This window comes from Acinetobacter sp. 5862 (genome assembly GCF_024494585.1).
Classification (GTDB): domain Bacteria; phylum Pseudomonadota; class Gammaproteobacteria; order Pseudomonadales; family Moraxellaceae; genus Acinetobacter.
Window position 1 is genome coordinate 118,078 of the sequence record NZ_JANHGP010000053.1, and the last position, 24,302, is coordinate 142,379.

Here is a 24,302-nt window from a genome sequence, read left to right on the forward strand (position 1 = left end):
AAAGTTGCAGTAATTCTAGAGTTATTTTTTTATATGAGAGAAAAACAGCTATAATTCCGAGCAAAATGCTTGGTTGAATCTTAGTAATTATATTTTTAAAATAATTCCTTATTTTTTATATGCCTTTTGCATCATGATTACTGAATTACTCTCTCCTGCTGGTTCACTTAAAAATATGCGTTATGCTTTTGCTTATGGAGCAGATGCAGTTTATGCAGGACAACCACGTTACAGTCTCCGTGTTCGTAATAATGAGTTTAATCATGAAAATTTAAAAATCGGAATTGATGAAGCACATGCATTAGGCAAAAAATTCTATGTTGTTGCCAATATTCAGCCACATAACAGCAAACTTAAAAATTTTATTCGTGACATCGAGCCAATTATTGCGATGCAACCTGATGCATTAATTATGTCGGATCCAGGCTTAATTATGATGGTTCGTGAACATTTCCCTGACATGCCTATCCACCTTTCGGTACAAGCCAATGCGATTAATTGGGCAACTGTAAAATTCTGGAAAGACTATGGTTTAAGCCGAGTCATTCTTTCTCGTGAACTCGCATTGGAAGAAATTGAAGAAATACAGAAAAATGTACCAGAAATTGAACTTGAGGTTTTTGTACATGGCGCGCTATGCATGGCCTATTCAGGACGATGTTTACTCTCAGGTTATATGAATAAACGAGATGCAAATCAAGGCGCATGTACCAATGCTTGTCGTTGGGAATATAAAATTCACGAAGCACAAGAAGATACCAATGGTGACGTGATTCCTGTTCAGCAGATAGAACCATCCAAACAATGCTGTTCCAATAAAGTTCAAGATGATCTAGTTCAAAGTGTTTTAGTACAACGTAATGATGAAGAAATGTTTGCAGCTGAAGAAGATGAACATGGTACTTATTTCATGAACTCGAAAGACTTACGTGCCATTCAACATGTTGATCGTTTGACTCATATGGGAATTGCTTCACTTAAAATTGAAGGACGAACAAAATCCTATTTTTACTGTGCTCGAACAGCTCAAATTTATCGTAAAGCAATTGATGATGCGCTATCAGGTCAACCATTTGACTCAAGTCTAATGGATCAACTTGAAGGTTTGGCAAATCGTGGTTATACAGAAGGATTTTTACGTCGCCATGTGCATAGCGATTACCAAAATTATGGGGATGGTTCATCACATTTCGACTATCAACAATTTTGTGGTGAGGTAATTGAACGCAACGGAGATTATGTTCGAGTCGAAGTTAAAAATCGGTTTTTAGTTGGCGACACTCTTGAGCTCATGACTCCCAAAGGTAATCTTGTCTTCACTTTGACTGAAATGCGTGATTTAAAAGGTCATCCAATCGACAATGCAAAAGGTTCTGGACATATTGTGGAAATCCCACTTTCAGCAGATATCGATATTGCTTATGCCTTATTAATCCGTCATCTTCCACACGCCAAAACGCAGTTAAAAACTGATGCACTTGCATATTCGGCAGATTAAATATGGCGCTATTCATTACCACAGCATGTATCAACTGTGATATGTGCTTGCCAGAATGCCCGAATCAAGCGATTTATGAAGGTGCAAAAATCTACGAAATTGAGCCGCAACGTTGCACTGAATGTGTCGGCTTCTACGAATCACCCACATGTATTGCAGTTTGCCCTATTGATTGTATTAAACCTGATCCTTTACACATAGAGAGCAAGGATCAACTGCAAATTAAATTTAATAGCTTAAATTTATTAGGTAATTAGAGGCTTACACAATATAAGTGAATCACTCAATCACATATCAATCATCGATTATCATCTCTAAAAAGAAAGCAATATTTACGGACTTAGGCAAAACACTGGCACCAAACTTGCTTTTTAGTATTACGTTTTTAACAATTAGAGAAATTTGCTCGGCTTGTTGATTATCATAAGGCTTTTGAAACTGTCGCACCTCATGTTTGAATTCGCCCTCAAGATACACAAATCGTCTTTACTCGTACTGGAACACATGCTGAATTATTCAAGTAACATCAATACAAAAAGATTCAACCGAAAAATTGAATTCTTTTAGCTAGCTCCAATAAATCATCACCATAAAAAAACACCCCAAACCAAAGTTTGAGGTGTGTTTAGAATTTTATTTAGCGAAACAAATTACGCAGCATAAACTGGGAATTTAGCGCACACTGCTTCAACTTTCGCTTTCACATCAGCAATCACTTGTTCATTACCTTTACTGTCGATAATGTCAGCGATCCAATCTGCAAGGTCACGAACTTCATCTTCACCAAAACCACGAGTGGTTACAGCTGGCGTACCAATACGAATACCAGAAGTCACGAATGGAGAACGTGGGTCATTTGGAACAGCATTTTTATTTACTGTGATATGAGCAGCGCCTAACCATGCATCAGCATCTTTACCCGTTACATCTTCTTGTTTAATTAAAGATAATAAGAATAAATGGTTATCAGTACCACCAGATACAACATCATAACCACGAGCAATGAATACTTCAGCCATTGCTTGAGCATTCTTAACAACTTGCTGTTGGTAAGTTTTATATTCAGGTGCCATAGCTTCTTTAAAACAGATTGCTTTAGCAGCAATTGCGTGCATTAAAGGGCCACCTTGGTTGCCTGGGAATACAGCTGATTGAAGTTTCTTCTCGATTTCTTCGTTTGCTTTCGCAAGAATTAAACCAGAACGTGGACCACGAAGTGTTTTATGTGTAGTCGTTGTCGTTACATCAGCAATTTGAACTGGATTTGGATAAACACCAGCAGCAACTAAACCAGCAACATGCGCCATATCAACAAAAAGGTAAGCACCAACTTTATCCGCGATATCACGGAAACGTTGCCAATCTACAACACGGCTATAAGCAGAGAAACCAGCTACGATCATACGTGGCTTATGTTCTAAAGCTAAACGCTCAACTTCTTCATAATCGATTTCACCTGTTTCAGGGTTTAAACCGTACTGGATCGCATTATAAGTTTTACCAGAGAAGCTAACTTTAGCACCGTGAGTCAAGTGACCACCGTGAGCCAAGCTCATACCTAATACTGTATCACCAGGATTAAGAAGCGCTAAGTAAACTGCTGAGTTTGCTTGTGAGCCTGCATGTGGTTGTACGTTTGCATAATCTGCTCCAAACAACTCTTTCGCACGGTCAATTGCAAGTTGCTCAATAACGTCAACATATTCACAACCGCCATAATAGCGTTTGCCTGGATAGCCTTCTGCATATTTGTTAGTAAGTTTCGAGCCTTGAGCTTCCATTACAGCTTTAGAGCAATAGTTTTCAGAAGCAATTAACTCGATGTGAGCTTCTTGGCGGTCGCCTTCCGAAGCAATCGCTTGAGCTAATTCTGGATCAAATTCAGCAATAGAGATATTGGCAAACATTAGCGGAGGGTCCTATAAATTAGGGCTTTTAAGCCGTGCTAAAGATTGGTGCGAATTATAGCATGAAGTTTACTGTTACAGAGCTTGATATTTATTTAATTATTCGTGAATTTGACTGAATTTAGCTGTTAAGCTATCGATAAAAATTCACAAGAGCTAAATATGTTTTCTTTCTTAAAATTTTGGCATAAAAAAAACAATACTTTTCAAGAAGATTTACAAAAAAATGATTCACCTGATTTAGCTCTTGAAGTTCCAGAAGACTGGAACTTTTATATGTGCCAAATAGATGAAGTTCCTGCAAGTTACTTTCTAAATCTAGCTCTGGCTAAAATTGCCCCTATAACCAATAGATCAACCCTACTTTGGGTTGAAATAAAGATGAACTGCTCAAGAGAGGATGGATTATCTTCAAGTGAAGAATTTGAACATCTCGCTCAAATAGAAGATCAAATTATTCCTGCTCTTACAAGCGAACTTGCTATCTTGTATGTTGGTCGTTTAACACATAATCATTTAAGAGATTTATATTTTTATTGTGAAGATGGAACAAATCCAGAACATATCATTAATGAGGTAATGCAGTTTTATCCAGAATATCGTTATAGGTTTGGTCAGAAACTTGATTCAAATTGGTCAACATATTTCAATTATATGTATCCAAGTAAAGAAATTATGCAAACCATTTCGAATCGATCTGTAATTGAAAATCTTCAAAATCATGGAGATAATCTTAAAGTTGCTCGAGCTATAGATCATTGGATATATTTTAAAAATGAAGTGGATTTGCATAAATTTGTGGAAATAATATTATCGTGGGATTTTCAAATAAATCAAAGAAACAAAATAGAGGAATATGATGGTTTTCCATACCAATTACAAATTTCTAAAACTGAATTTGTTGATCAGCAATCAATAGATCACTGTACATTACAGCTTTCGCAATTAGCGAATCAGTTAAATGGTGAATATGACGGTTGGGAAACCGTGGTCATTAAAAAATAGACAGAAAAGCCCAATCCTCAACACACAGAATTGGGCTTTTATAAAACTTAAATTCTTAATTACTAGCAGGCATTACTGATTTGACATCATTCACAATATTTTCAATATTAAGCACATATGCCGTTCCATGATCCCATTCAGGATTTGTTACATATCGAATAGTAGATCCCTTATTAGCTGCATCAAATACTAAAGCATCCGTTGCTTCTTTTGGTACAGTTGTATCTTTTGCTCCCTGATAAATAACAACAGGTTGATTAAGCTTGACTTGTGCAGGTTGAGAATCTTTTTCTAAAAACTCTTTCACCAAAGGTAAAGCCATAAAGTTTGTTTGGGTACGTGGGTAATTTTTCAAATCAACATTTGTTTTTAAATAATTTTGCATCCCGCTAACAAACTCATTGCCTAACGCACCTGAGCAGTTTGACTCAGCTTTACTCGCAATTAAGTCAGTTGGTGATTTAAATACATTTGAATAACTGAATGTTAAATTATTATTTCTTAGACCTGCAGTAATCAATGCAGTAAAAGTATCAAGTTGTGCATAAACTGGAATTTGAAAGTTTACAGGCGCATCTTTTACAGATAGCTCTCCATTTGTTAAAATTGCACCAAGATTAGATGCGGGTGCTACAGCAATCGTTCCTTTATAGTCTAATTTTGCGCGGCTCGCATATTGAGCTGCTCCTAATGCGGCTTGCCCACCTTGTGAATGCCCGACCGTCATCCATTGACGTGATGTCATTTTTCCTTGACTAGATAAATATGATCTGGCTGCTACTACAGCATCTGTAATAGAATATGCCTCACTTTTTACATTTAAAAATGGATGAAGTTCATGCCCACTCGGTTCACCAAGCCCTTCATAATCAGGTGCAACGACAATGTAACCTGCTGCCAAAAATTTACTAATCATTGCATAAACATATTCATTAGTCACATTAAGACTCGGCGCGCATATATCAGCCACACCGGTTGTTCCATGCGCCCAAGCGACAATTTTCCAACCATCCGCTGGCATCGTCCCTTTCGGAACAAAAACTAAACTTGTTGCCGTCGTTTCTTGACCATTTTGACCTAACATTTTATAAGTCATAACAGAGCTTTCTGACGCTACAAGACTAAAATCACTTTTTGTATATACTGTTGGCATGCCAACAACAGGGTCTTTGATATTATTTTCAGGAATCTCAGGTTTAGGTACAAAAACTGTCGATTCATTATCGTCGCCACCACAAGCTGTCAAAAACAAAGTCGTGCTCAGCATTGCAACCGTTAATAGTTTAATTTTCATTTAGTTTTTCCTTAACTATCTTCTTTTTTGATTTTTTCCTTAGATGTTATTTTTCTAAGGCAACTACGTCCATAACAATTACGCCTATTACAAAATTGTTTCAAGTATTTTTTATATCCTTTTATATTTGTTTTTTATTTGCGCAATACACTACTAATTTATTTAAAATCCAATCAATCTAAGCATGATTAAGCACAGCTCATCCTAAATTTCTTGTAAGATAAAAAGTCTGAGAGACTATCCTACCCAATTAGGTTCAACTTTATGCAAGCCATTATTTTAGATACGGAAACACATACATTAAATGGTTTGCCTATAGAAATTGCTTACGCGCCAATTGAAATTGAGCATGGAAAGCTGAGCTTAGATAAGAAAAAGATTTTTGATCAGCTGTATCAAGTTGGTCAACCTATCTCTTATGCCGCGATGGCGGTGCATCACATATTAGAATCAGACCTAGCTGATCAACCTTTTTACAGTGAGTTTCAACTGCCTGAACAAACCCAATATATTATCGGTCATAACGTTGATTACGATATTACAGCTATTGCAAAGTGCGGCGTAGATACATCAAAAATTAAACCAATTTGCACTTTAGCACTTGCACGTCGTGTTTGGGAAAATGCGGAAGCACATAATATTTCAGCCTTAATTTATCTGATCTCCAAGGGGAGTGATAAAGCTAGAGAAATGCTCAAAGGTGCTCATAGAGCTGATGCTGACATTATTTTAACAGCTAATATTTTGATGCATATCATTCATCAATTAAACATTGAAAATATTGAACAGCTTTATATAGCTTCAGAAGAAGCTCGTATTCCGAAGAATATTACTTTTGGTAAACACAAAGGTACTGCGATTCAAGATCTTCCAGCGGATTATATCCAATGGCTTTTACGCCAAGACGATCTTGATCTCTATTTACGTAAGGCATTGGAAACAAAATTAGTTAGATAAGCCCTCTTAGAAAATTTTTTTAAATTATTTTCCAGTCATTCCAATCAAGACAATGATATTTAATAAATTGTTAATATTATTGTCATTTTTTAACCTTATCTTAATCCTCATGCTAGATCTTGGGCTTGTGGGGATTAAGAAATGTCTAATTTTTTCAAAACGGAACTCGGGCAAAATGCCCTGCAACAACGTGATAGTGCTTTAACTCCACGGCAGCGTCGTTTATTGCTTTTGATTGATCATGAAGATTTTCAAGAACTTGATCATGGATATAAAGAAAGAATAGCACCTACGGAATTAGTTCAACAACTGATTGATATGGGCTTATTAGCACATCAACAACCCGAATCCATACATATTGAAGAAGAAGTCACAGCAGCAGACAATAATACTTCTACAGCAATCCCACATATTCAACCAGATCAAAATAAAAACATATCTAATCCAACAGAAAATCTTGAAGCAGAAATTATTACGTTAGAAAAGCTTCCTTTTGTTGAAATTCAACAAGTTATGATTCAAACCTTAACAACTTATTGTGGTTTAATGGCGCGGCCATTAATACAAAAAATACAGATGATCAAAAACCTACAGCAATTAAAAGCTTGCCAAATGCAATGGATTACTTTTCTACAAGAATCAAGAATTCCTCCAACACAATTGAATCAAACGTTGAAGTTGATTAATTATTCGGTACAGCATTTGCAAACATGATTTAAATATTTTGGCAATTAAGCTTCAAAATCGTTGTTTTAATAAACAATAGATCATATTGCTTATGTCTTTATATTTACCTCTATGTATTTTTTGCCTATGATGTGCCACACATGTATGCGCTCATAGCTCAACTGGATAGAGTACAGGTCTCCGAAGCCTGTGGCGTGGGTTCGAGTCCCGCTGAGCGCACCAAATTCGTTTTTCAATTCATATCAAAAGCATTGCACAATAAGAACTCTTAATTTAAGTTTATTATCATAACTTCCCATGCTTTCCCAACTATTACCGTAATTGATGCGGTAAAGATTGCGGTAAACCTTAAATTACTCAAAAAAGTTACCGTAAAGATGCCAAAACAAATCGTTGGCTTTTCTCTATTATTAATTAGCTGTATTTATTTAATTACTTTTTTAATAAAAATTCTTCTTTTCAAAATCAATTTATCGTTAAGTCTTAAGCTAACAACAAAAGTCTTAAAAGCTACGCTCTATTGCTTACGATTATTTTGATAATCGTACCTATAGTTGATGCGATAATTAAAACTCTAAGAGTTTGATAATAAATAAAAAATTTAATATTTAACAATTTAAAAGTAGATCATTTTACAAAATTATCGAATTAATCGTTCTATTTCTAAAACGCCAGAAACCTATTTTTCTACTTGGTTTATTTTTTCATATCACTCAAAATAGTCATTCTATTTAACAACGTGAGACGTTCATGACTGATGCTTTGGTGTTGAGCGATTTGTCCAAAACTTATCGTAATGGTTTTCAGGCGTTAAAAGGTATTGATTTGACCGTACCTGAAGGTGAATTTTATGCATTATTAGGTCCCAATGGTGCGGGTAAATCTACAACGATTAGTATCATTAGCTCTTTAACCAAAAAAACATCGGGTACAGTGGAAATCTTTGGGCACAACTTAGATACCCATCCATCCCATGCGAAACAATGTCTTGGTGTTGTTCCTCAAGAGTTTAACTTCGGTCAATTCGAAAAAACTTTCGATATTTTAGTGACACAAGCAGGTTATTACGGCATTCCTAAAAAACATGCTGAACAACGTGCTGAATATTATTTAGAAAAACTCGGTTTATGGGAAAAACGTAATATTCAATCACGTATGCTTTCAGGTGGTATGAAGCGTCGTTTGATGATTGCACGTGCCATGATGCATGAACCTAAGTTGCTTATATTAGATGAACCAACTGCGGGTGTGGACATTGAGTTACGTCGTTCAATGTGGGATTTTCTCACTGAAATGAATGAAAAAGGTACATCAATTATTTTAACGACACATTATTTAGAAGAAGCTGAGATGCTGTGTCGTCGCATCGCAATTATTGATCGTGGTGTGATTAAAGAAGATACCACCATGAAAGGCTTTCTTAATCAACTCAATGAAGAATCATTCATCTGTGACCTCGCTGAACCTATTGAAAATTTGCAACTGGATATCATCGGCTTCAAATTTAATTTAATTGATCCAATGACATTAGAAGTCACTATGGACAAGGCGCATAACATGAATGATCTGTTCCTGATCCTGCAATCACAAAATATTCAAGTCAGCAGTATGCGCAATAAATCCAATCGTTTGGAAGAATTATTCGTGAAAATGGTCGAGAAAAATCTTGCTGGAGCGAATCAGTGAACTTTAATCAATTAAAAACAGCACTTTGGACTTTGGTTGTTAAAGAAATTCGCCGTTTCATGCGGATATGGCCACAAACTTTATTACCACCAGCAATCACAATGAGCCTATATTTTGTGATTTTTGGCAACTTAGTTGGCTCTCGTATTGGCGAAATGGGCGGCTTTAGCTATATGCAATTTATTGTGCCAGGCTTAATTATGATGGCGGTGATCACGAATAGCTACGCCAACGTTTCTTCAAGCTTCTTTAGTGCCAAATTTCAAAAAAGTATTGAAGAACTGATCATGAGCCCTGTGCCCTTACACCTGATTCTTTGGGGCTATGTGATTGGTGGCGTATGTCGTGGTGTGTTGGTCGGTTTGATTGTGACCATCATGAGTTTATTCTTTACTCACTTAGAAATTTATAATCTATTCGTGACTATATATACTGTCATTATTACTTCACTATTATTCTCGCTTGGTGGTTTCATCAATGCGGTTTATGCGAAGTCATTTGATGATATCTCTATTATCCCGACTTTTGTATTGACTCCACTTACCTATTTAGGTGGTGTCTTTTATGCGATTAGTGCGCTTAGCCCATTTTGGCAAAATTTATCTTTAGTCAATCCAATTGTATATATGGTTAATGCTTTCCGTTTTGGCATTTTAGGGCACAGTGACGTCAATGTAACGTTCTCACTAAGTATCGTTACCCTATGCTGTGTTGCGCTCTATGCAGTTGCTTATCATTTATTAGCTCGTGGTTCAGGAATGCGTGAATGAGTGTTGAATATTCTTTATTGGGTAAAGACACCCAATACCCTACTCAATATCAGCCAGAGGTTTTATTTCCAATTGCTCGTGCTGAGTCTCGTCAACAGTATTTGCATGTTGAAGGAATTACACAAGGTAAAGATTGGTGGCATGTATTTGAAATTTCATGGCTGAATCATCTTGGTTTACCACAAGTGGCGATTGGTCGTTTAACCTTACCCGCCAACTCCCCCAACTTAATTGAATCAAAGTCACTTAAACTTTATTTCAATAGCATGAACTTTACGCAGTTTGAGTCTCAACAAGCTTTTGTCGAAACGGTTGAACGTGACTTATCCAATGCGGCGGGTGGAAAAGTTGAACTACAATTATTCCAAGTTGATGATTTAGAAATTTCTAAACCGCAGGGGATTTGTATTGATGATCTCATCCCTGAGCGCCTATCTGAGCATCCAGATTCAACTCTATTAAGATTAGATCCTGCGACCCAAGAAAGTGTTGAAATTGAACTTTACTCTCATCTTTTGAGAAGTAATTGCCCAGTCACAGGACAACCAGATTGGGGTACGATTTTTATTCGTTTTCAAGGTAAAAAACCTTGTTATCGCAGCATATTAGCCTATATTATCTCGTACCGTCAGCACAATGGTTTCCATGAGCAATGTGTCGAGCAAATATTTGCTGATATTTGGCAATTGCTTCAACCTGAAAAGTTGATGGTCTATGCAACCTATACACGCCGTGGAGGCTTGGATATTAACCCATGCCGTGTATCAGACTTGTCATGGATGCCCGAGCCAATTCGCTTGGCGAGACAATAAAACGAATAAATTTGATATAGAGGAAATGTTTCAATGACCAGTTATTTCGGTATTCTTCCATCAGCAGGTTTGAGTCAGGATATTCAACTTGCACAGGCTAGCCGTGACAGTAAAGAACCACAATACCCTTTACGTGACAAAATCTCTTTACAATTGACGGATGAATTACTGGACAACATGCTGATTAAGCTGGTTCAACAATTTCCGCCAAGTGATAAGCGTGACACTACCGAGAAGCTTGCAATCAAAATCCGTGGCATTGTTGAGACTTTACTTAAACAGTTATTAGGCAAGGCACCAAACGAGCAGGTTCTTGAATCGTTGTCGTTTATGGAAAAAAGCCTGTTTACTGACAATGAGGGTCAACAACGTCTTGGTACGGTTCTGCCTGATACGCTGGTCGCTGACATGAAGAAAAGCTTTGCAGAAGTCGCTGCTGGAAATGGCAAGGCACAACGTGATGCATTAACCCAGCAATTTAAAACTTTTGCTGATGCATTGATTCACCACTTCATGACCGAATTTAACAAAACGCTGGGTCTGGGCATGATGAAACGTGGTGTTGCGAGCGTTGCAACCAGTGGCGTCGAAACAGCCGTTCACATTGTGATCAATAAGCTCATCCCAGGTTTAAGCCAAGGTGAACTTGAAGTATTTGCAAAACATTTTGATCAGTTATTGGTTCAAAAGTAATTCGCCAAATGATGCAAAAGCGATGGTCATGGAACCATCGCTTTTTATTAGGTGCATGCAATATAAAATTTAATATATAATATTGATTTATAATAATTATTTAATATAATTCATAGATAACAGATGATCATTCCAATTATAAACTGGATACTTATAGATCTCACATTTTCTAAATTTGCACGCTCTAAATCCGCATTTATGTTAGCATTCGCGAAGCCTTGATTTACCTGATTTAGAATCACATGTCCCCAAGCTCACAATACAAATTTTTACGTCAAGCACCTCGTGATGGCTTAAGTACAGCTGCACAGCCCTCTCGTTGGCAACAATTGCATATCGATCCTTGGCTTTGTTCTTTTTTGGTTTTAAATGCCTTACTTGGACTCACAGTATTATATAGTGCTTCTGCGCAAGATGTCGGACTAGTCAGTAAGCAAGCAATGAGCTTTGGGATTGGCTTTATTGTTATGTTTAGTTTGGCTCAAATCCCCCCAAAGGTATATCAGGCATTTTCACCTTATTTTTATGTGTTTGGTGTACTTTCCTTAGTGGCAGTCGTCATTTTTGGCGAAGTCCGTATGGGAGCACAACGTTGGATTGATATCCCTGGCTTCGGCAGTGTGCAACCCAGTGAATTTATGAAGATTGGTATGCCAATGATGATTGCTTGGTTTCTATCACGAAAAGCATTACCTCCGAGCCTTTCACAAGTTGTACTGTCATTGATGTTGATTGTCGTACCTTTTCTACTTATTGCAGAACAACCTGACTTAGGTACATCACTACTGGTTCTGGCCAGTGGTATTTTCGTACTATTTTTAAGTGGTTTATCTTGGCGACTCATCGCTGCAGCAGCAGGTCTAGCCGCAATTATTATTCCAATTGCTTGGGAATTTTTACTACATGATTATCAACGTCAGCGTGTTCTTACATTATTAGATCCTGAAGCAGATGCTCTTGGCACAGGTTGGAACATTATTCAGTCTAAAACTGCGATTGGCTCAGGAGGATTCTCAGGTAAAGGGTTCTTAGAAGGCACCCAATCTCATCTACATTTCTTACCTGAAGGCCATACCGACTTTATTATTGCCGCTTATTCTGAAGAATTTGGCTTAATTGGCGTGACACTGCTTATTATTCTTTATTGTGCAATTATCTTTAGAACATTCCAAATTGGCTTACAAAGCTTCCATAACTATGGTCGCTTGGTTGCAGGCGCATTTGGTTTGTCATTTTTTGTTTATGTATTTGTAAATGCAGGTATGGTCAGTGGTATTTTACCCGTAGTTGGTGTGCCCTTACCCTTCATGAGTTATGGTGGGACGGCAATTATTACCCTGATGTCTACTTTTGGACTGGTGATGTCTATTCATACACATCGATAATGAGGAATTTTATAAACATATGTTTCTTCCTAATTTAAATAAAACTTTTAAATTGCTTGGTTTGAGTGCCAGTTTATTTGTCAGCAGTAATTGGGCTCAAGCAAATGAATTTTATACACATCCGAATTACTTTGCTTTTAAGCAGAAAGCAATATCAACTTATAATTTAACGAGTGAACAAATTGATGCAGCCATGAGTGGCGCTAAAGATTTACCTAATATTCTCAATATCATGACTCGCCCAGGCGAAAGTAAACCTTGGTATGAATATCGTTCAATGTTTCTTGTTGATGGCACTATTCAACGCGGGGCAAACTTTAAAAATCAATATCAAGATGCGTTGAATCGTGCTGAACAGCAGTTTGGCGTACCTAAAACAGTCATTCTGGGCATTTTAGGTGTAGAAACAGGTTATGGTGCGAATAAGGGCTCTTTCGTCACTAGAGATGCGCTTGCAACGCTGGCATTTGGCTACCCACGCCGTGCCGACTATTTTGGTGATGAACTGGCGGCACTGATCGCATGGACATATAAGGAAGGCTATCCAACAAATAGTATCGTTGGTTCATATGCGGGTGCTATTGGTTATCCGCAATTCATGCCAAGCAATATTCAAAAGTTGGGCGTAGATTATGATGGAAATGGTCACATTGATTTAAGAAATTCAGCAACAGATGCTATTGGCTCTATTGCTAACTATTTAGCTCAACACGGTTGGCAGCGCGATCAACCAATTGGGTTTCCAGCCCGTTACTTAGGCAACAACCCAGATAGTATTATTTCCAAGGATTTAACCCAACCTATTCCCTATGGAGAATTGAAAAGACTAGGGGTTTCGCCTGTTGACCCTTTGGTAAAAATTGATGATTTAGACTTAGTCAATGTCATTCAATTACAAGACCAATTTGGTCCAATTTACTACATTACTTATCCAAATTTCCAAGTGATTACGACTTATAATAAAAGTCGTATGTATGCAACAGCAGTATGGTTATTGGGCACCGAAGTAGCTAGTCGATAGACTAGCTTTTTTATAACATTCTGAAAAGTCAATAAAAAAATTAAGCAAAAAGATCACATATTCAGCAAAAAATATATTTTGTTACAATATTGATTATTTTTTAACCACAAACTGTAAGTTTTTGCCCTTTTTGTAACTATTTATCGTTAAAGACTAGACACACTTCGTAAGCGATGAATATTATCCACTCAAGTAAAGTAATTGCAAAAGTGAATAATTAGACATGTGCACTATGTTTCAAAGTTGTTTTTTGAAATAGAAAAGCATGTTCTCTAGGAGTTTATACAATGCAGTTTTCGCTAAAATATATTCTAGCGCTGACGGCAGGCTTAAGTTTAAGCCCGTTACATGCGGAAATGGTACAATCGACATCAATGAATAATGATGTGGATGGTTCTAATTTAGCTGCCCGCGTACTAAGCAAAGATTCTCAAAATTTTAATTCGCGTTTTTCAAACGTTAATAGTCTTTCAATCACTGAGCGTTCAGGTGACCAAATCCGTCGCCAAACGATTGCTGCAAAAATCGATATTCCTGAAGACGAGCCTTCAGTGATTGAAAAACTGAATGCTGTTGCTTCAAACACAGTTCGTAAATTCAGCCAAAGTGGCGTTGCATCTTGGTATGGACGTCAGTTTCATGGTCGTAAAACAGCAAGCGGTGAAACATTCGATATGAATGGATTAACTGCAGCTCACCGTAGCCTTCCTTTAAACTGTTATATCCGTGTAACAAATAAAGACAACGGCAAGAGTGTTGTAGTAAAAGTAAATGATCGTGGTCCATTCCATGGTAACCGAGTACTAGATTTATCTTATGGTGCTGCAAAGCAACTTGGTATGTCTGGTTCTGGTACTAGTAATGTGAGCATCGAACGAGTTGATGGGCCAAGTTCTTAATAACTTAGTTTTACACTCTCCAAAAAAAGCCACCTAGTGTGGCTTTTTTATTATGAGACAAAAGAATTTAGAAATTACAGTTATTCTTTGGGGCAACATCAAATCCGCGAATGATTTTGACCCTTTTTATTTAATTCGTTATATTGAGCAAATAAAAATGAATACAGTAAAGGAACTAACATGAAGTCAATTGATACGTGGTTTGATGAGTATAGTGACAGCCATCAAAATCAAACCAATAAAAAAATTCATTGGGTTTGTGTCCCAGCTATTCTTTTTTCAATTATTGGTATTTTGGCTCATTTTAGCACCCTACTCACCGCTTTGCTTCTTGTACTCACTTTAGTATTTTATGCTCGCTTAGATATTGTTTTGGCTGTTGCAATGGCTGCACTGTTAGCCGTTATGGCATGGCTCATTATTATTTTACCTGTAGGCGTAGGATTCTATATTGGTGTCTTTGTGATAGCTTGGATTGGCCAATTTTATGGTCACAAAGTTGAAGGGAAAAAGCCTTCTTTCTTTAAAGACTTACAATTCCTCCTCATTGGCCCTGTATGGTGCATGGACGCTTATTTAGCTAAAGTCCTACCTAAATGGAAATCTCGTCAGAAATTAGCGCTTACAAGCTGATTGAGAACATGCAAATAGAATGAGTGATAAAAGGAAAATATCATTGATATATTTTCCCTTTATATTTTAACCATCCGTCAATATGTTTTCTTTGTGGATCATGATGGGTCCAATGAATCACACCGCCTTTTGGGTTATATTCATATTCACCAAAAAACTCAAGCTTATCGCCTTTTTTAAGTCCTTCAATTTTTGGCGCCAAATCAATGTTGTGGGCAATCAACACAGTCAATCCGTTCTCAAGCTTTAAAATCATTTTCTGATGTTTTGAACCTTGATTGTCATCTGGTAAAACTGCTTTCACAATACCCTGCGCTTGAACTTGAATATTGCTTCTTTGCTGTTGATAAGCCTGCATGATCTTGTTTTGATCATCGACAGAAATATTAGTATTTGAAACTGAAGTTTGTGTGGTGCTGCTAGTAATTCTAGTATTTTGCTTTTCTTTAAAATCGAAACTCAAATAAGCTGCAAGCAACAAAATGATTACTACAAGAATTAGATTATTTATTTTAGTTTTCATCGCAAATTTCCTAACTAAATCCCGATAACAAAATGCCAATCAAGTTGATTGGCATTTTGTTGCTTATCGAACTAAATCCATCGCCATTTAAAATAAACGATTCATACCATTCAAAGCTGCTACACGATATGCTTCTGCCATCGTTGGATAGTTGAATGTCGTTTCAACGAAGTACTTCAACGTATTGTTTGGACTATGCATCACCACTTGCCCAATGTGAATAATCTCTGCCGCATTATTACCAAAGCAGTGAATACCTAGTACTTCTAAAGTATCGCGATGGAACAAGATTTTTAATTCACCGACAGTATCACCCGTAATTTGGGCACGAGCTAGATGACGGAATGAAGCCTGACCTACTTCATAAGGTACTTTTTCTTCAGTTAATTGCTGCTCGTTCTTACCAATTGAAGAAATTTCTGGGATTGTATAAATACCTGTTGGTACATCTTTAATTGGCTTAACATTTTTCTCACCAACCATATTTGCACCTGCACAACGCCCTTGGTCATAAGCAGCCGATGCAAGTGATGGCCAACCAATAACATCCCCTGCAGCATAGATGTTATCAACTTCAGTTTGGTATTGATCATTGACCATCAGCTGACCACGGTTATTCGGTGTTAGACCGACATTTTCCAAACCAAGACCATCTGTATTACCAGAACGACCGTTGCACCATAAAATTGCATCAGCTTTAATCTTCTTACCGCTCAGCAAATGTAAAACCACATGATCATCAAAGGTTTCTAAGCGGTCAATTTGCTCATTATGTCGAATCAATACGCCTTGTTCACGTAAGTGATATGACAATGCATCTGCGATTTCATCATCAAGGTAGCTTAAAAGCTTTTGTTGAGTATTGATCAAATCAACTTTATGGTCTAAACCAATGAAAATCGAGGCATATTCGCAACCGATCACACCAGCACCATAAATAATGATTTTTTGAATTGAATAATCCAAATCAAGAATTTTATCTGAATCAAATACACGCGGATGATTAAAATCTAAACCTTGTGGTTGATAAGGACGACTACCTGTTGCAATCACGATTTGCTTACAAATGATCGTATCTTTGATTCCGTCCTGACCAAAAATCAAAACCGTATTTTTATCTTGGATATAAGCACGTCCATGAAACACATCAATTTTGTTGCGATCATAGAAACGTGTATGCGTATCAACTTGCTGTTGAATTACCTTATGTGCATTACGTAGCACTTGTTTCATGGTGAATTGTTTCCACTCACCGACCTTTTGAAACATTGGGTCACGTTGATATCGAATAATACTTGATACTGTTTGACGTAATGCTTTACTCGGAATTGTTCCTACGTGAGCACAATTACCACCAAGTTGATCACGTATATCAACGATCGCTACACGTCTACCTGCTTTAGCTAGCTTCATTGCCGCGCCTTCACCAGCTGGGCCAGAACCGAGAATTACTGCATCAAATTTTACAACATTCCCACCAACGACCTCTTTCTTACGTGGCATTCAAAGCTCCTTTGTCTCTTCGCTGTTTACTTCTATATATATGATAACTAATATGCTATGGCTTGATGTATTTCTCAACCATATATTTTTATATATTCACATTTTCAAAATGAATACCTAATTCATCCTATAAACCAATAAATTTGACTATAATAATCGAATATCTCAAGCAATAGGTTGTAGAAAATAATATGTCTGAACACCGTAAACCTGAACAGGGCATAAAACTTCGTGGCGCAGAAAAAGTCGCAAGAATTCCTGTAAAAGTTATACCTACGGTTGAAGTGCCTCGTAAACCAGACTGGATTCGCGTCAAAATGACTGCACCTGAAGAGGTTCAGCGTATAAAAACAACTCTACGTTCGCAAAAACTCCATACTGTTTGTGAAGAAGCTGCCTGCCCTAACCTCCCTGAGTGTTTTGGTGGTGGTACTGCTACTTTTATGATCATGGGTGATATTTGTACTCGCCGTTGCCCGTTTTGTGACGTGGCGCATGGTCGACCAAACGCACTTGACCCTGATGAACCACGTCACATGGCTGAAACCATCTCTAACTTAGGTCTTAAGTATGCAGTGATTACTTCTGTAGACCGTGATGATCTATTAGATGGTGGTGCTCAACACTTTGTGGATTGTATTAAAGAAGCGCGCGCACTCAGTCCAAAAACTTTATTAGAAATTTTAGTTCCAGATTTCCGTGGGCGTATGGATATTGCCTTACGCATCATGACCGAATGTCCACCCGATGTTTTCAATCATAATATCGAGACTGTTCCTCGCTTATACAAAGCAATGCGCCCAGGTTCTGACTATCAACATTCTTTAAATCTTTTAAAAATGTTTAAAGAATACTGTCCTGACGTACCAACGAAATGTGGTTTGATGGTGGGGATTGGTGAAACAGAAGAGGAAGTGATTGCTTTACTCGATGATCTTCGTGCGCACGACGTAGATTACGTGACTATTGGTCAATATCTACAACCTTCTAAACAGCATGCACCGATTGATCGTTTTGTTACACCAGAAGAGTTTGAGCGTTATGCTGAACATGGTCGTAAATTAGGTTTTAGAAATATTTGGTCAGCGCCGATGGTTCGTTCAAGCTACTTTGCGGACCGCCAGTATTATGGTGAACCTGTCCCAGCAGTGCGACGTAAAATTGATCCAGCCAAGAAAATTGCGGTTCAAACAGTGGAAGCTTAGTAAATACTATTGTATATTCTATAATAGATAGAATATACAATAGGATAAATACAAATGCGTGGTATTAATAAAGTTATTTTAATAGGTGAATTAAATCAAAATCCTGAAACGGTAGTTATTATAGGGCAACAAGAATTATTTACCAAACTCTCAATTGCTACCTATGAATCTTGGACAGACAAAAAATCAGGTCAGCGTAAAGAACAAACTGAATTACATCATGTTATGTTGTCGAATCATCTAGCAGAAATCGCCAAACAATATTTACAGCAAGGTTCAAAAATTTATATTGAGGGTGCGTTACGTACTCGTCAATGGACTGATTCCCATCATCAGCAACGTTATATTACTGAAATTTATGCGAATAAAATCGAATTTTTAGATGCTCGCCCACATTATAAAAACTTTAATCAACAGCACACAAGCACTTATAATAAATCTAAAGTTTATCATGCACATCATTATAATAATGACTACGATACTTGTGATGATTATGAGTATGGGGGAGAGAAAATATGTGGGGTTTGCGACACACCAATTTCAGGTGATGAATGTTATAACTGTGAAATAGGCGATTAAGTTAAAAAAATAAAGGAGCAAATCAATTGCTCCTTAATCTTGTTCATTTTAAAAGCTTAAGCAATATGTTTTTGTACGATAATCGAACCAACCGAATATCCTGCACCAAATGAAGAGATCACAGCATATTCGCCATTATTGACTTGCTCACCTGTACGATGCATCGCAATAATTACGCCCGCAGAAGAAGTGTTAGCAAACTCATCCAAAATAATAGGTGCGCGTTCTAAATCAGCATCTTTACCAACAACCAATTTTAAAATTAACTCATTCATATTGGCATTGGCTTGATGCAACCAGAAACGCTTCACTTGTTCAGGAGTTAATTCAAGTTTTTCTAACTGTGCAGTAATAATTTTTGCAACCAATGGGCAAACTTCTTTAAAAACTTTACGACCATCTTGGCGAAACAATTTGTCATCAACAACAGCATCTTCACTACGGTTTAAGAAACCAAAGTTATTACGAATATTATTTGAGAACTGAGTAAACAAATGAATATCTAGGATTTCATAGCCTGATTTAGTTTCAGTTTCTTCGATAATTGAAGCCGTCGCAACATCACCGAAAATGAAATGTGCATCACGAGTACGGTAGTCTAAATGACCTGAGGTAATTTCAACATTGAGTAATAATACACGGCGTGCGCCACATTTCACTGCATCATAGGCTTGCTTCAAACCGAATGTTGCAGCAGAACAAGCCACATTCATGTCATAAGCATAACCTTGGATGCCCAAAGCTGACTGAATTTCAATTGCAACCGCTGGGTAGGCACGTTGCATATTTGAACAAGCTAAGATGACAACATCGATATCTTCTGCGGTAACACCTGCATTTTCCATCGCTTGTTTTGCAGCAATGACGCCCCACTCCGCTTGAAGTGAAAGCTCATCATTACTACGCTCTTGTAAACGTGGACGTAAGCGTTTTGGATCAAGAATACCCGATTTTTCGACCACATAACGACGTTGGATACCAGAAGCTTTTTCAATAAATTCTGGGCTTGAACCACGCAATGCTTCGATCTCACCTGCTGCAATTTTGTCAGCATTTTCTTGATTAAATTGTTCTACATAAGCATTTAAACTTTCAACCAACTCTTCATTAGAAATAGATTCGGTTGGGTGAAATAACCCTGTACCTGTTATACGAATGCCCATGTAAAACTCCTGTAAAGAATGCTTCTAACTTTCATTATTGCTCAGTTTAACCGATTGCTAATCGATCCCATAGTTTTTGCAATCTAGTTGGTGAAATTGGCATCTTTGTTTTCATCGGTTGAGAAAACAAGGAAATTCTAAGTTCTTCCAACATCAAATACAATTCTTTGATTTTAGGATCATTTTTAAATTTAAATACTTTGTCCATCCATGGATCAATATCGTCAATTGCAGCGAGGTCACGTTGTAGATTATTTGGCAAACGATCCAAACGCAATAGCAATGCTTTTAAAAACCGTGGGTATTCCTGCCACATCTCAACAGGTTTACTGTAGACAAAGTTCGCCAACGACATTAAATCAAGTTGGTCTTCTATGTCATCCACACTTCGACCAAAGATATCCTGATCTAAAACCAATAACTCGCGACGAATTTGCTGCCATTGAGTAAAAATCTCAGTAATATCAATTAAAACTTTTTGACCATCTGCTAAGAATTGCTTTTTTACATCAGCCATTAGCTGATTAAATTCCGCTGTATCTTTAGGCAAGGATTTTATTGAAACTTGTAAGGTTGCATAAACCAGCATTTGTTCCAACTTCGCCCGATCACCTAAAGGCGAATATGCCAAAGCTAATGGTTTGGAAATCTGTTTTTTCAATTGACGAATTAAATCCCCCAATTGCATGTGTAAAAGACGAATCACGCCTTCACGATGTTGCTTAATTGCTTCATCCTGATCATTAAAGGTTTGAATCACCACACCCGACTCATCTTTAACATCAAGTTCAGCAAAAACTTTACTTGGAACCAAAGCCTGATATTGCTTTACGACCACTCCCGTGACTTTTTGAGACGCTTCAAATACAAAATTTTCAGGAAAAGTCTGGAACTCACCCTTTTGCTGCTTCACAGGACGATGAGTTTCGACACGACAACGCGCTTTGAGTTCGTCTAAATCACGTCCTTGCGCAATGAGTTTGCCTTTTTCATCCACAACTTTAATAAAAGGTACAAGATATTGATCAATTCGTTCAAAAGAAAAATCTTTTTCAGTAATTTGCTCACCGCGCAGAGCAAAAGCCAAGTAACTAAACAGATGTTCACGCAAATGTACTGCATCGACACCTTGCATCAGTTTTTTCGCAGTATCTGGAATCGGAACTAAATTACGACGTTTGTCTTTAGGCAACGCCTTGAGCAAAGCCTCAATTAAATCCTGACGCCACCCAGGAATCCCCCATGACCATTGTTTTTCATCTACTTGTGGCAAAGCCTGCACAGGAATTTTAACCGTTGCACCATCTTCATCATGGCTTGGATCAAAACGATAGCTCGCAGCTAAACGCAATTGTCCATTATGTAAATAATCTGGGAATTGCTGTGTGGTTGGTCGATCATTCATCCATAAGGCATCATCTTCTACAAAAAGATAACGCGGATGATCTGGCTCTACTGTTGCACGCCAATCTTCAAAACTACGGCGGCTGGCAATTTCTTCTGGGACTTTCGCTGCATAAAATTGATAAATAGTTTCTTCATCGACCACTAAATCACGACGACGCAGTTTATCTTCAACACGCTCAACTTCTTCAAGTTTAAGTAAGTTGTGTTTTAAAAATGGCGGTGTAATACCCAAATTACCAGTCGTTAAGGCATCCCGTAAAAAGATTTCATGGGCTGCGGCTTGATCAACTTTCTCAAAATTCACCATACGTTTTGGTTCAATAATTAAACCAAACAATGAAATTTGCGCATAGGCATTCACAATGCCTGCTTTTTTCGACCAATGTGGTTCGAAATAGTGATATTTCAATAGCTCACGTGCAGCTAATAAAATCCATTCAGGATCAATTTTTGCTAAAGTTCGTAAATACACTTGAGAAGTTTCCACCATCTCAAATGCCATCACCCAAGCAGTATTGGTCTTATGCAGTGTACTGGCAGGAAATACTTTGGCTTTCTGCTGACGTACCGCCATAAAGGTATTACGTTCATCGGTTTTATTGGCGATAAATGACAGTAAACCTGTTAATAATGCTCGATGTAAATTTTCGTAATTGGCTGCCTTTTCATTAAAGCTCAGCTTTAATCCTTCAGCCAACTCAACTAATTGCTGATGGGTTTGCTTCCATTCCCGTAAACGTAACCAACTTAAAAAATGTTGACGCGCAAATTGACGGCGCTTATTTTCAGTTTGTGTTTCAGGACTGGTTTGCAGCGTATTCCAAAGTTTTAAATAGAATAAAAAGTCTGAGTCCGCTTCTTTGAATAAGGCATGCTTCTGATCGGCCTGCATTTGCTTGTCCGCAGGACGCTCACGTGGATCTTGAATCGCCAAGGCACTGACAATAATTAAAGTTTCTTTCAGTACACCAAAATGAGCGCCACCAATCAGCATACGTGCTAATCGTGGATCAATCGGCATGCGTGCCATCATTTGACCGACTTTAGTTAAATCGTTCTTACGTTCGCTTAATGCACCTAACTCAATCAAAAGCTTGCGTCCATCATTCACCAAACGAAAATCAGGCGGCTCAATAAAGTCAAAAGCTTCTAAACTACCTAAACCAAGACTTTGCATCTGCAAAATAACAGAAGCTAAGTTAGTTCGTTTGATCTCTGGTTCGGTAAACTCAGGACGACTTAAAAAATCTTCTTCACTGTATAGACGAATACACACACCCGCAGCAATACGACCACAACGACCTTTACGCTGATTGGCTGCTGCCTGTGAAATCGCTTCAATCGGTAAGCGTTGCACACGTGAACGGTAGTTATAACGTGAAATACGAGCAAAACCGCTATCAATCACATACCGAATATTAGGAACGGTTAATGCTGTTTCAGCAACGTTGGTTGCAATAATGATACGGCGACCTTTACCGCTTGGACTGAAAATCTTTTGCTGCTCGGCGAGTGCCAAACGCGCATATAAAGGCAACACTTCAGTATGCCGAGGACCATACTTCTGTAAGGTTTCTTGTAATTCACGGATTTCTTGCTCTGTACTGGCAAAAATCAATATATCAGCATGTTCTGGATGCCCTTTACTCTCAGCATCAGCAAAACACTCTTCGACCGCTTGTACAACAGCACGTGGTAAGTTCTCTTCAAAATCATCAAACTCATCATCATCACTACCAATAATACTGAGTTCCGAAATTGGACGATAACGTACTTCAACAGGGAAGCTGCGCCCTTCTACTTCAAAAATCGGTGCATCATTAAAGTATTGGCTAAAACGATTTACATCTAAAGTCGCTGACGTCACGATTACTTTTAAATCAGGACGCTTTGGTAATAACTGTTTGAGATAACCCATGATGAAATCGATATTCAGTGAACGCTCATGGGCTTCATCGATAATGATGGTGTCGTATTTTGAAAGGAAGCGGTCGTTCGTCAGCTCAGCCAACAAAATACCATCCGTCATCAAACGCACGATAGAATCTTGCGATCCCTGCTCATTAAAACGGATTTTAAAGCCAATCGCCTCACCCAGTTTCTGCCCAACTTCTTCTGCAATACGTTGCGAGACACTACGAGCAGCTAAACGTCGCGACTGAGTATGCCCAATCATCCCAGTGAGACCACGACCAGCAAGCATAGCAATTTGTGGTAACTGCGTGGTTTTACCCGAACCCGTTTCACCCGCCACAATAATGACCTGATGCTTTTGAATCGCTTCGATCAAGCGATCTGCATACTGAGTAACAGGTAAATCTTGATTGAGTTTAATTTGGGGAATACGCGCTAAGCGTTGTTTGACTTTGTCATTTGACTGTTGAAAAAGTTTTTTGATTTCCGCTGGTGGTGTTTTTTTATCTTTGCGCAGTCGATTTAAACGGTGACGGTCACGTGCCATAACCCATTGATCTACATTTAAATGACTCTGCACTGAACAGCTTTCCTAGAAAATAAACTAATCAGCTATTTTACGCCTTAAAGCGTTGCTATGCAAAGCAACCACATTTAGTTCTTTTCAAAAACATGCACTATTCAATTGATACACAAGGGTACTTTTGCATTTTCTTATTTTTAAACCAAGCAAAACATAGGTAAAAATCTAAGTGTATATC

At 37.8% G+C, this 24,302-nt stretch carries 21 protein-coding genes and 1 tRNA gene; 16 read left to right on the plus strand and 6 right to left on the minus strand.

Translation table 11 applies throughout. The features are described from left to right. Window positions 1–133: 133 nt before the first annotated feature. Complete coding sequence (gene yegQ / locus NO346_RS10145) at window positions 134–1,498, plus strand: tRNA 5-hydroxyuridine modification protein YegQ (RefSeq protein WP_256415092.1); 1,365 nt, start codon at window positions 134–136, stop codon at window positions 1,496–1,498. A 2-nt stretch (window positions 1,499–1,500) separates the two neighbouring features. Further along, on the plus strand, window positions 1,501–1,755 hold the full coding sequence (locus NO346_RS10150) for a YfhL family 4Fe-4S dicluster ferredoxin (RefSeq protein WP_087535898.1): 255 nt from the start codon (window positions 1,501–1,503) through the stop codon (window positions 1,753–1,755). 393 nt (window positions 1,756–2,148) lie between these two features. Here NO346_RS10150 and glyA read toward each other — a convergent pair whose 3' ends face one another. Next, window positions 2,149–3,405 carry a serine hydroxymethyltransferase gene (gene glyA / locus NO346_RS10155; RefSeq protein ID WP_256415093.1) on the minus strand — a complete coding sequence of 419 codons (1,257 nt, stop codon included), beginning with the start codon at window positions 3,403–3,405 and terminating at the stop codon, window positions 2,149–2,151. Window positions 3,406–3,567: 162 nt separating this feature from the next. Between glyA and NO346_RS10160 the strand changes: the two genes are divergently transcribed. Continuing rightward, window positions 3,568–4,410, plus strand: a complete 843-nt coding sequence (locus NO346_RS10160) for a DUF695 domain-containing protein (RefSeq protein WP_256415094.1) — start codon at window positions 3,568–3,570, stop codon at window positions 4,408–4,410. A 55-nt stretch (window positions 4,411–4,465) separates the two neighbouring features. Here NO346_RS10160 and NO346_RS10165 read toward each other — a convergent pair whose 3' ends face one another. Beyond that, complete coding sequence (locus NO346_RS10165) at window positions 4,466–5,704, minus strand: alpha/beta fold hydrolase (RefSeq protein WP_256415095.1); 1,239 nt, start codon at window positions 5,702–5,704, stop codon at window positions 4,466–4,468. Between the two features lie 264 nt (window positions 5,705–5,968). On the opposite strand from NO346_RS10165, the gene NO346_RS10170 reads away from it, so the two are divergent. The 11 genes from NO346_RS10170 to NO346_RS10220 all read left to right on the plus strand — a co-directional run bounded on the left by NO346_RS10170 (window position 5,969) and on the right by NO346_RS10220 (window position 15,247). Beyond that, window positions 5,969–6,661, plus strand: coding sequence for a 3'-5' exonuclease (locus NO346_RS10170; RefSeq protein ID WP_005159674.1), 693 nt, complete (start codon window positions 5,969–5,971; stop codon window positions 6,659–6,661). Window positions 6,662–6,802: 141 nt separating this feature from the next. Then, window positions 6,803–7,375, plus strand: a complete 573-nt coding sequence (locus tag NO346_RS10175; RefSeq protein WP_256415096.1) for a hypothetical protein — start codon at window positions 6,803–6,805, stop codon at window positions 7,373–7,375. A gap of 119 nt (window positions 7,376–7,494) precedes the next feature. Then, window positions 7,495–7,570, plus strand: a tRNA-Arg gene (locus tag NO346_RS10180). A 528-nt stretch (window positions 7,571–8,098) separates the two neighbouring features. Then, a complete protein-coding gene (locus tag NO346_RS10185) occupies window positions 8,099–9,034 on the plus strand; it encodes an ABC transporter ATP-binding protein (RefSeq protein ID WP_005159668.1) in 936 nt (311 codons plus the stop codon). Beyond that, window positions 9,031–9,804, plus strand: a complete 774-nt coding sequence (locus NO346_RS10190; protein ID WP_249571185.1) for an ABC transporter permease — start codon at window positions 9,031–9,033, stop codon at window positions 9,802–9,804. Before NO346_RS10185 ends, NO346_RS10190 begins: the two co-directional genes overlap by 4 nt. Next, a complete protein-coding gene (gene queF / locus NO346_RS10195) occupies window positions 9,801–10,616 on the plus strand; it encodes an NADPH-dependent 7-cyano-7-deazaguanine reductase QueF (RefSeq protein WP_256415097.1) in 816 nt (271 codons plus the stop codon). Before NO346_RS10190 ends, queF begins: the two co-directional genes overlap by 4 nt. A gap of 33 nt (window positions 10,617–10,649) precedes the next feature. Continuing rightward, window positions 10,650–11,309 (plus strand): hypothetical protein, encoded by a 660-nt coding sequence (locus NO346_RS10200; RefSeq protein WP_087545902.1) that lies wholly within the window; start codon window positions 10,650–10,652, stop codon window positions 11,307–11,309. Window positions 11,310–11,551: 242 nt separating this feature from the next. Beyond that, window positions 11,552–12,694, plus strand: a complete 1,143-nt coding sequence (rodA, locus tag NO346_RS10205) for a rod shape-determining protein RodA (protein ID WP_005159663.1) — start codon at window positions 11,552–11,554, stop codon at window positions 12,692–12,694. A 19-nt stretch (window positions 12,695–12,713) separates the two neighbouring features. Beyond that, on the plus strand, window positions 12,714–13,715 hold the full coding sequence (gene mltB / locus NO346_RS10210; RefSeq protein WP_256415098.1) for a lytic murein transglycosylase B: 1,002 nt from the start codon (window positions 12,714–12,716) through the stop codon (window positions 13,713–13,715). Window positions 13,716–14,002: 287 nt separating this feature from the next. Continuing rightward, window positions 14,003–14,614, plus strand: a complete 612-nt coding sequence (locus tag NO346_RS10215) for a septal ring lytic transglycosylase RlpA family protein (RefSeq protein WP_256415099.1) — start codon at window positions 14,003–14,005, stop codon at window positions 14,612–14,614. A 180-nt stretch (window positions 14,615–14,794) separates the two neighbouring features. Next, the gene (locus NO346_RS10220) at window positions 14,795–15,247 is read left to right on the plus strand and encodes a DUF962 domain-containing protein (protein WP_004662548.1); all 453 of its coding nucleotides are present in this window, start codon (window positions 14,795–14,797) and stop codon (window positions 15,245–15,247) included. Between the two features lie 40 nt (window positions 15,248–15,287). Here NO346_RS10220 and NO346_RS10225 read toward each other — a convergent pair whose 3' ends face one another. Beyond that, window positions 15,288–15,770 carry a DUF3465 domain-containing protein gene (locus NO346_RS10225; RefSeq protein WP_256415128.1) on the minus strand — a complete coding sequence of 161 codons (483 nt, stop codon included), beginning with the start codon at window positions 15,768–15,770 and terminating at the stop codon, window positions 15,288–15,290. Window positions 15,771–15,857: 87 nt separating this feature from the next. Next, complete coding sequence (sthA, locus tag NO346_RS10230; protein ID WP_005159656.1) at window positions 15,858–17,273, minus strand: Si-specific NAD(P)(+) transhydrogenase; 1,416 nt, start codon at window positions 17,271–17,273, stop codon at window positions 15,858–15,860. Window positions 17,274–17,464: 191 nt separating this feature from the next. Between sthA and lipA the strand changes: the two genes are divergently transcribed. After that, on the plus strand, window positions 17,465–18,478 hold the full coding sequence (lipA, locus tag NO346_RS10235) for a lipoyl synthase (RefSeq protein ID WP_256415100.1): 1,014 nt from the start codon (window positions 17,465–17,467) through the stop codon (window positions 18,476–18,478). A 54-nt stretch (window positions 18,479–18,532) separates the two neighbouring features. Then, window positions 18,533–19,057 (plus strand): single-stranded DNA-binding protein, encoded by a 525-nt coding sequence (ssb, locus tag NO346_RS10240; protein ID WP_256415101.1) that lies wholly within the window; start codon window positions 18,533–18,535, stop codon window positions 19,055–19,057. 56 nt (window positions 19,058–19,113) lie between these two features. Here ssb and NO346_RS10245 read toward each other — a convergent pair whose 3' ends face one another. Both NO346_RS10245 and hrpA read right to left on the minus strand, forming a co-directional pair. After that, on the minus strand, window positions 19,114–20,220 hold the full coding sequence (locus NO346_RS10245; protein WP_256415102.1) for a beta-ketoacyl-ACP synthase III: 1,107 nt from the start codon (window positions 20,218–20,220) through the stop codon (window positions 19,114–19,116). A 46-nt stretch (window positions 20,221–20,266) separates the two neighbouring features. Then, complete coding sequence (gene hrpA, locus NO346_RS10250; RefSeq protein ID WP_256415103.1) at window positions 20,267–24,121, minus strand: ATP-dependent RNA helicase HrpA; 3,855 nt, start codon at window positions 24,119–24,121, stop codon at window positions 20,267–20,269. Between the last annotated feature and the right edge of the window lie 181 nt (window positions 24,122–24,302).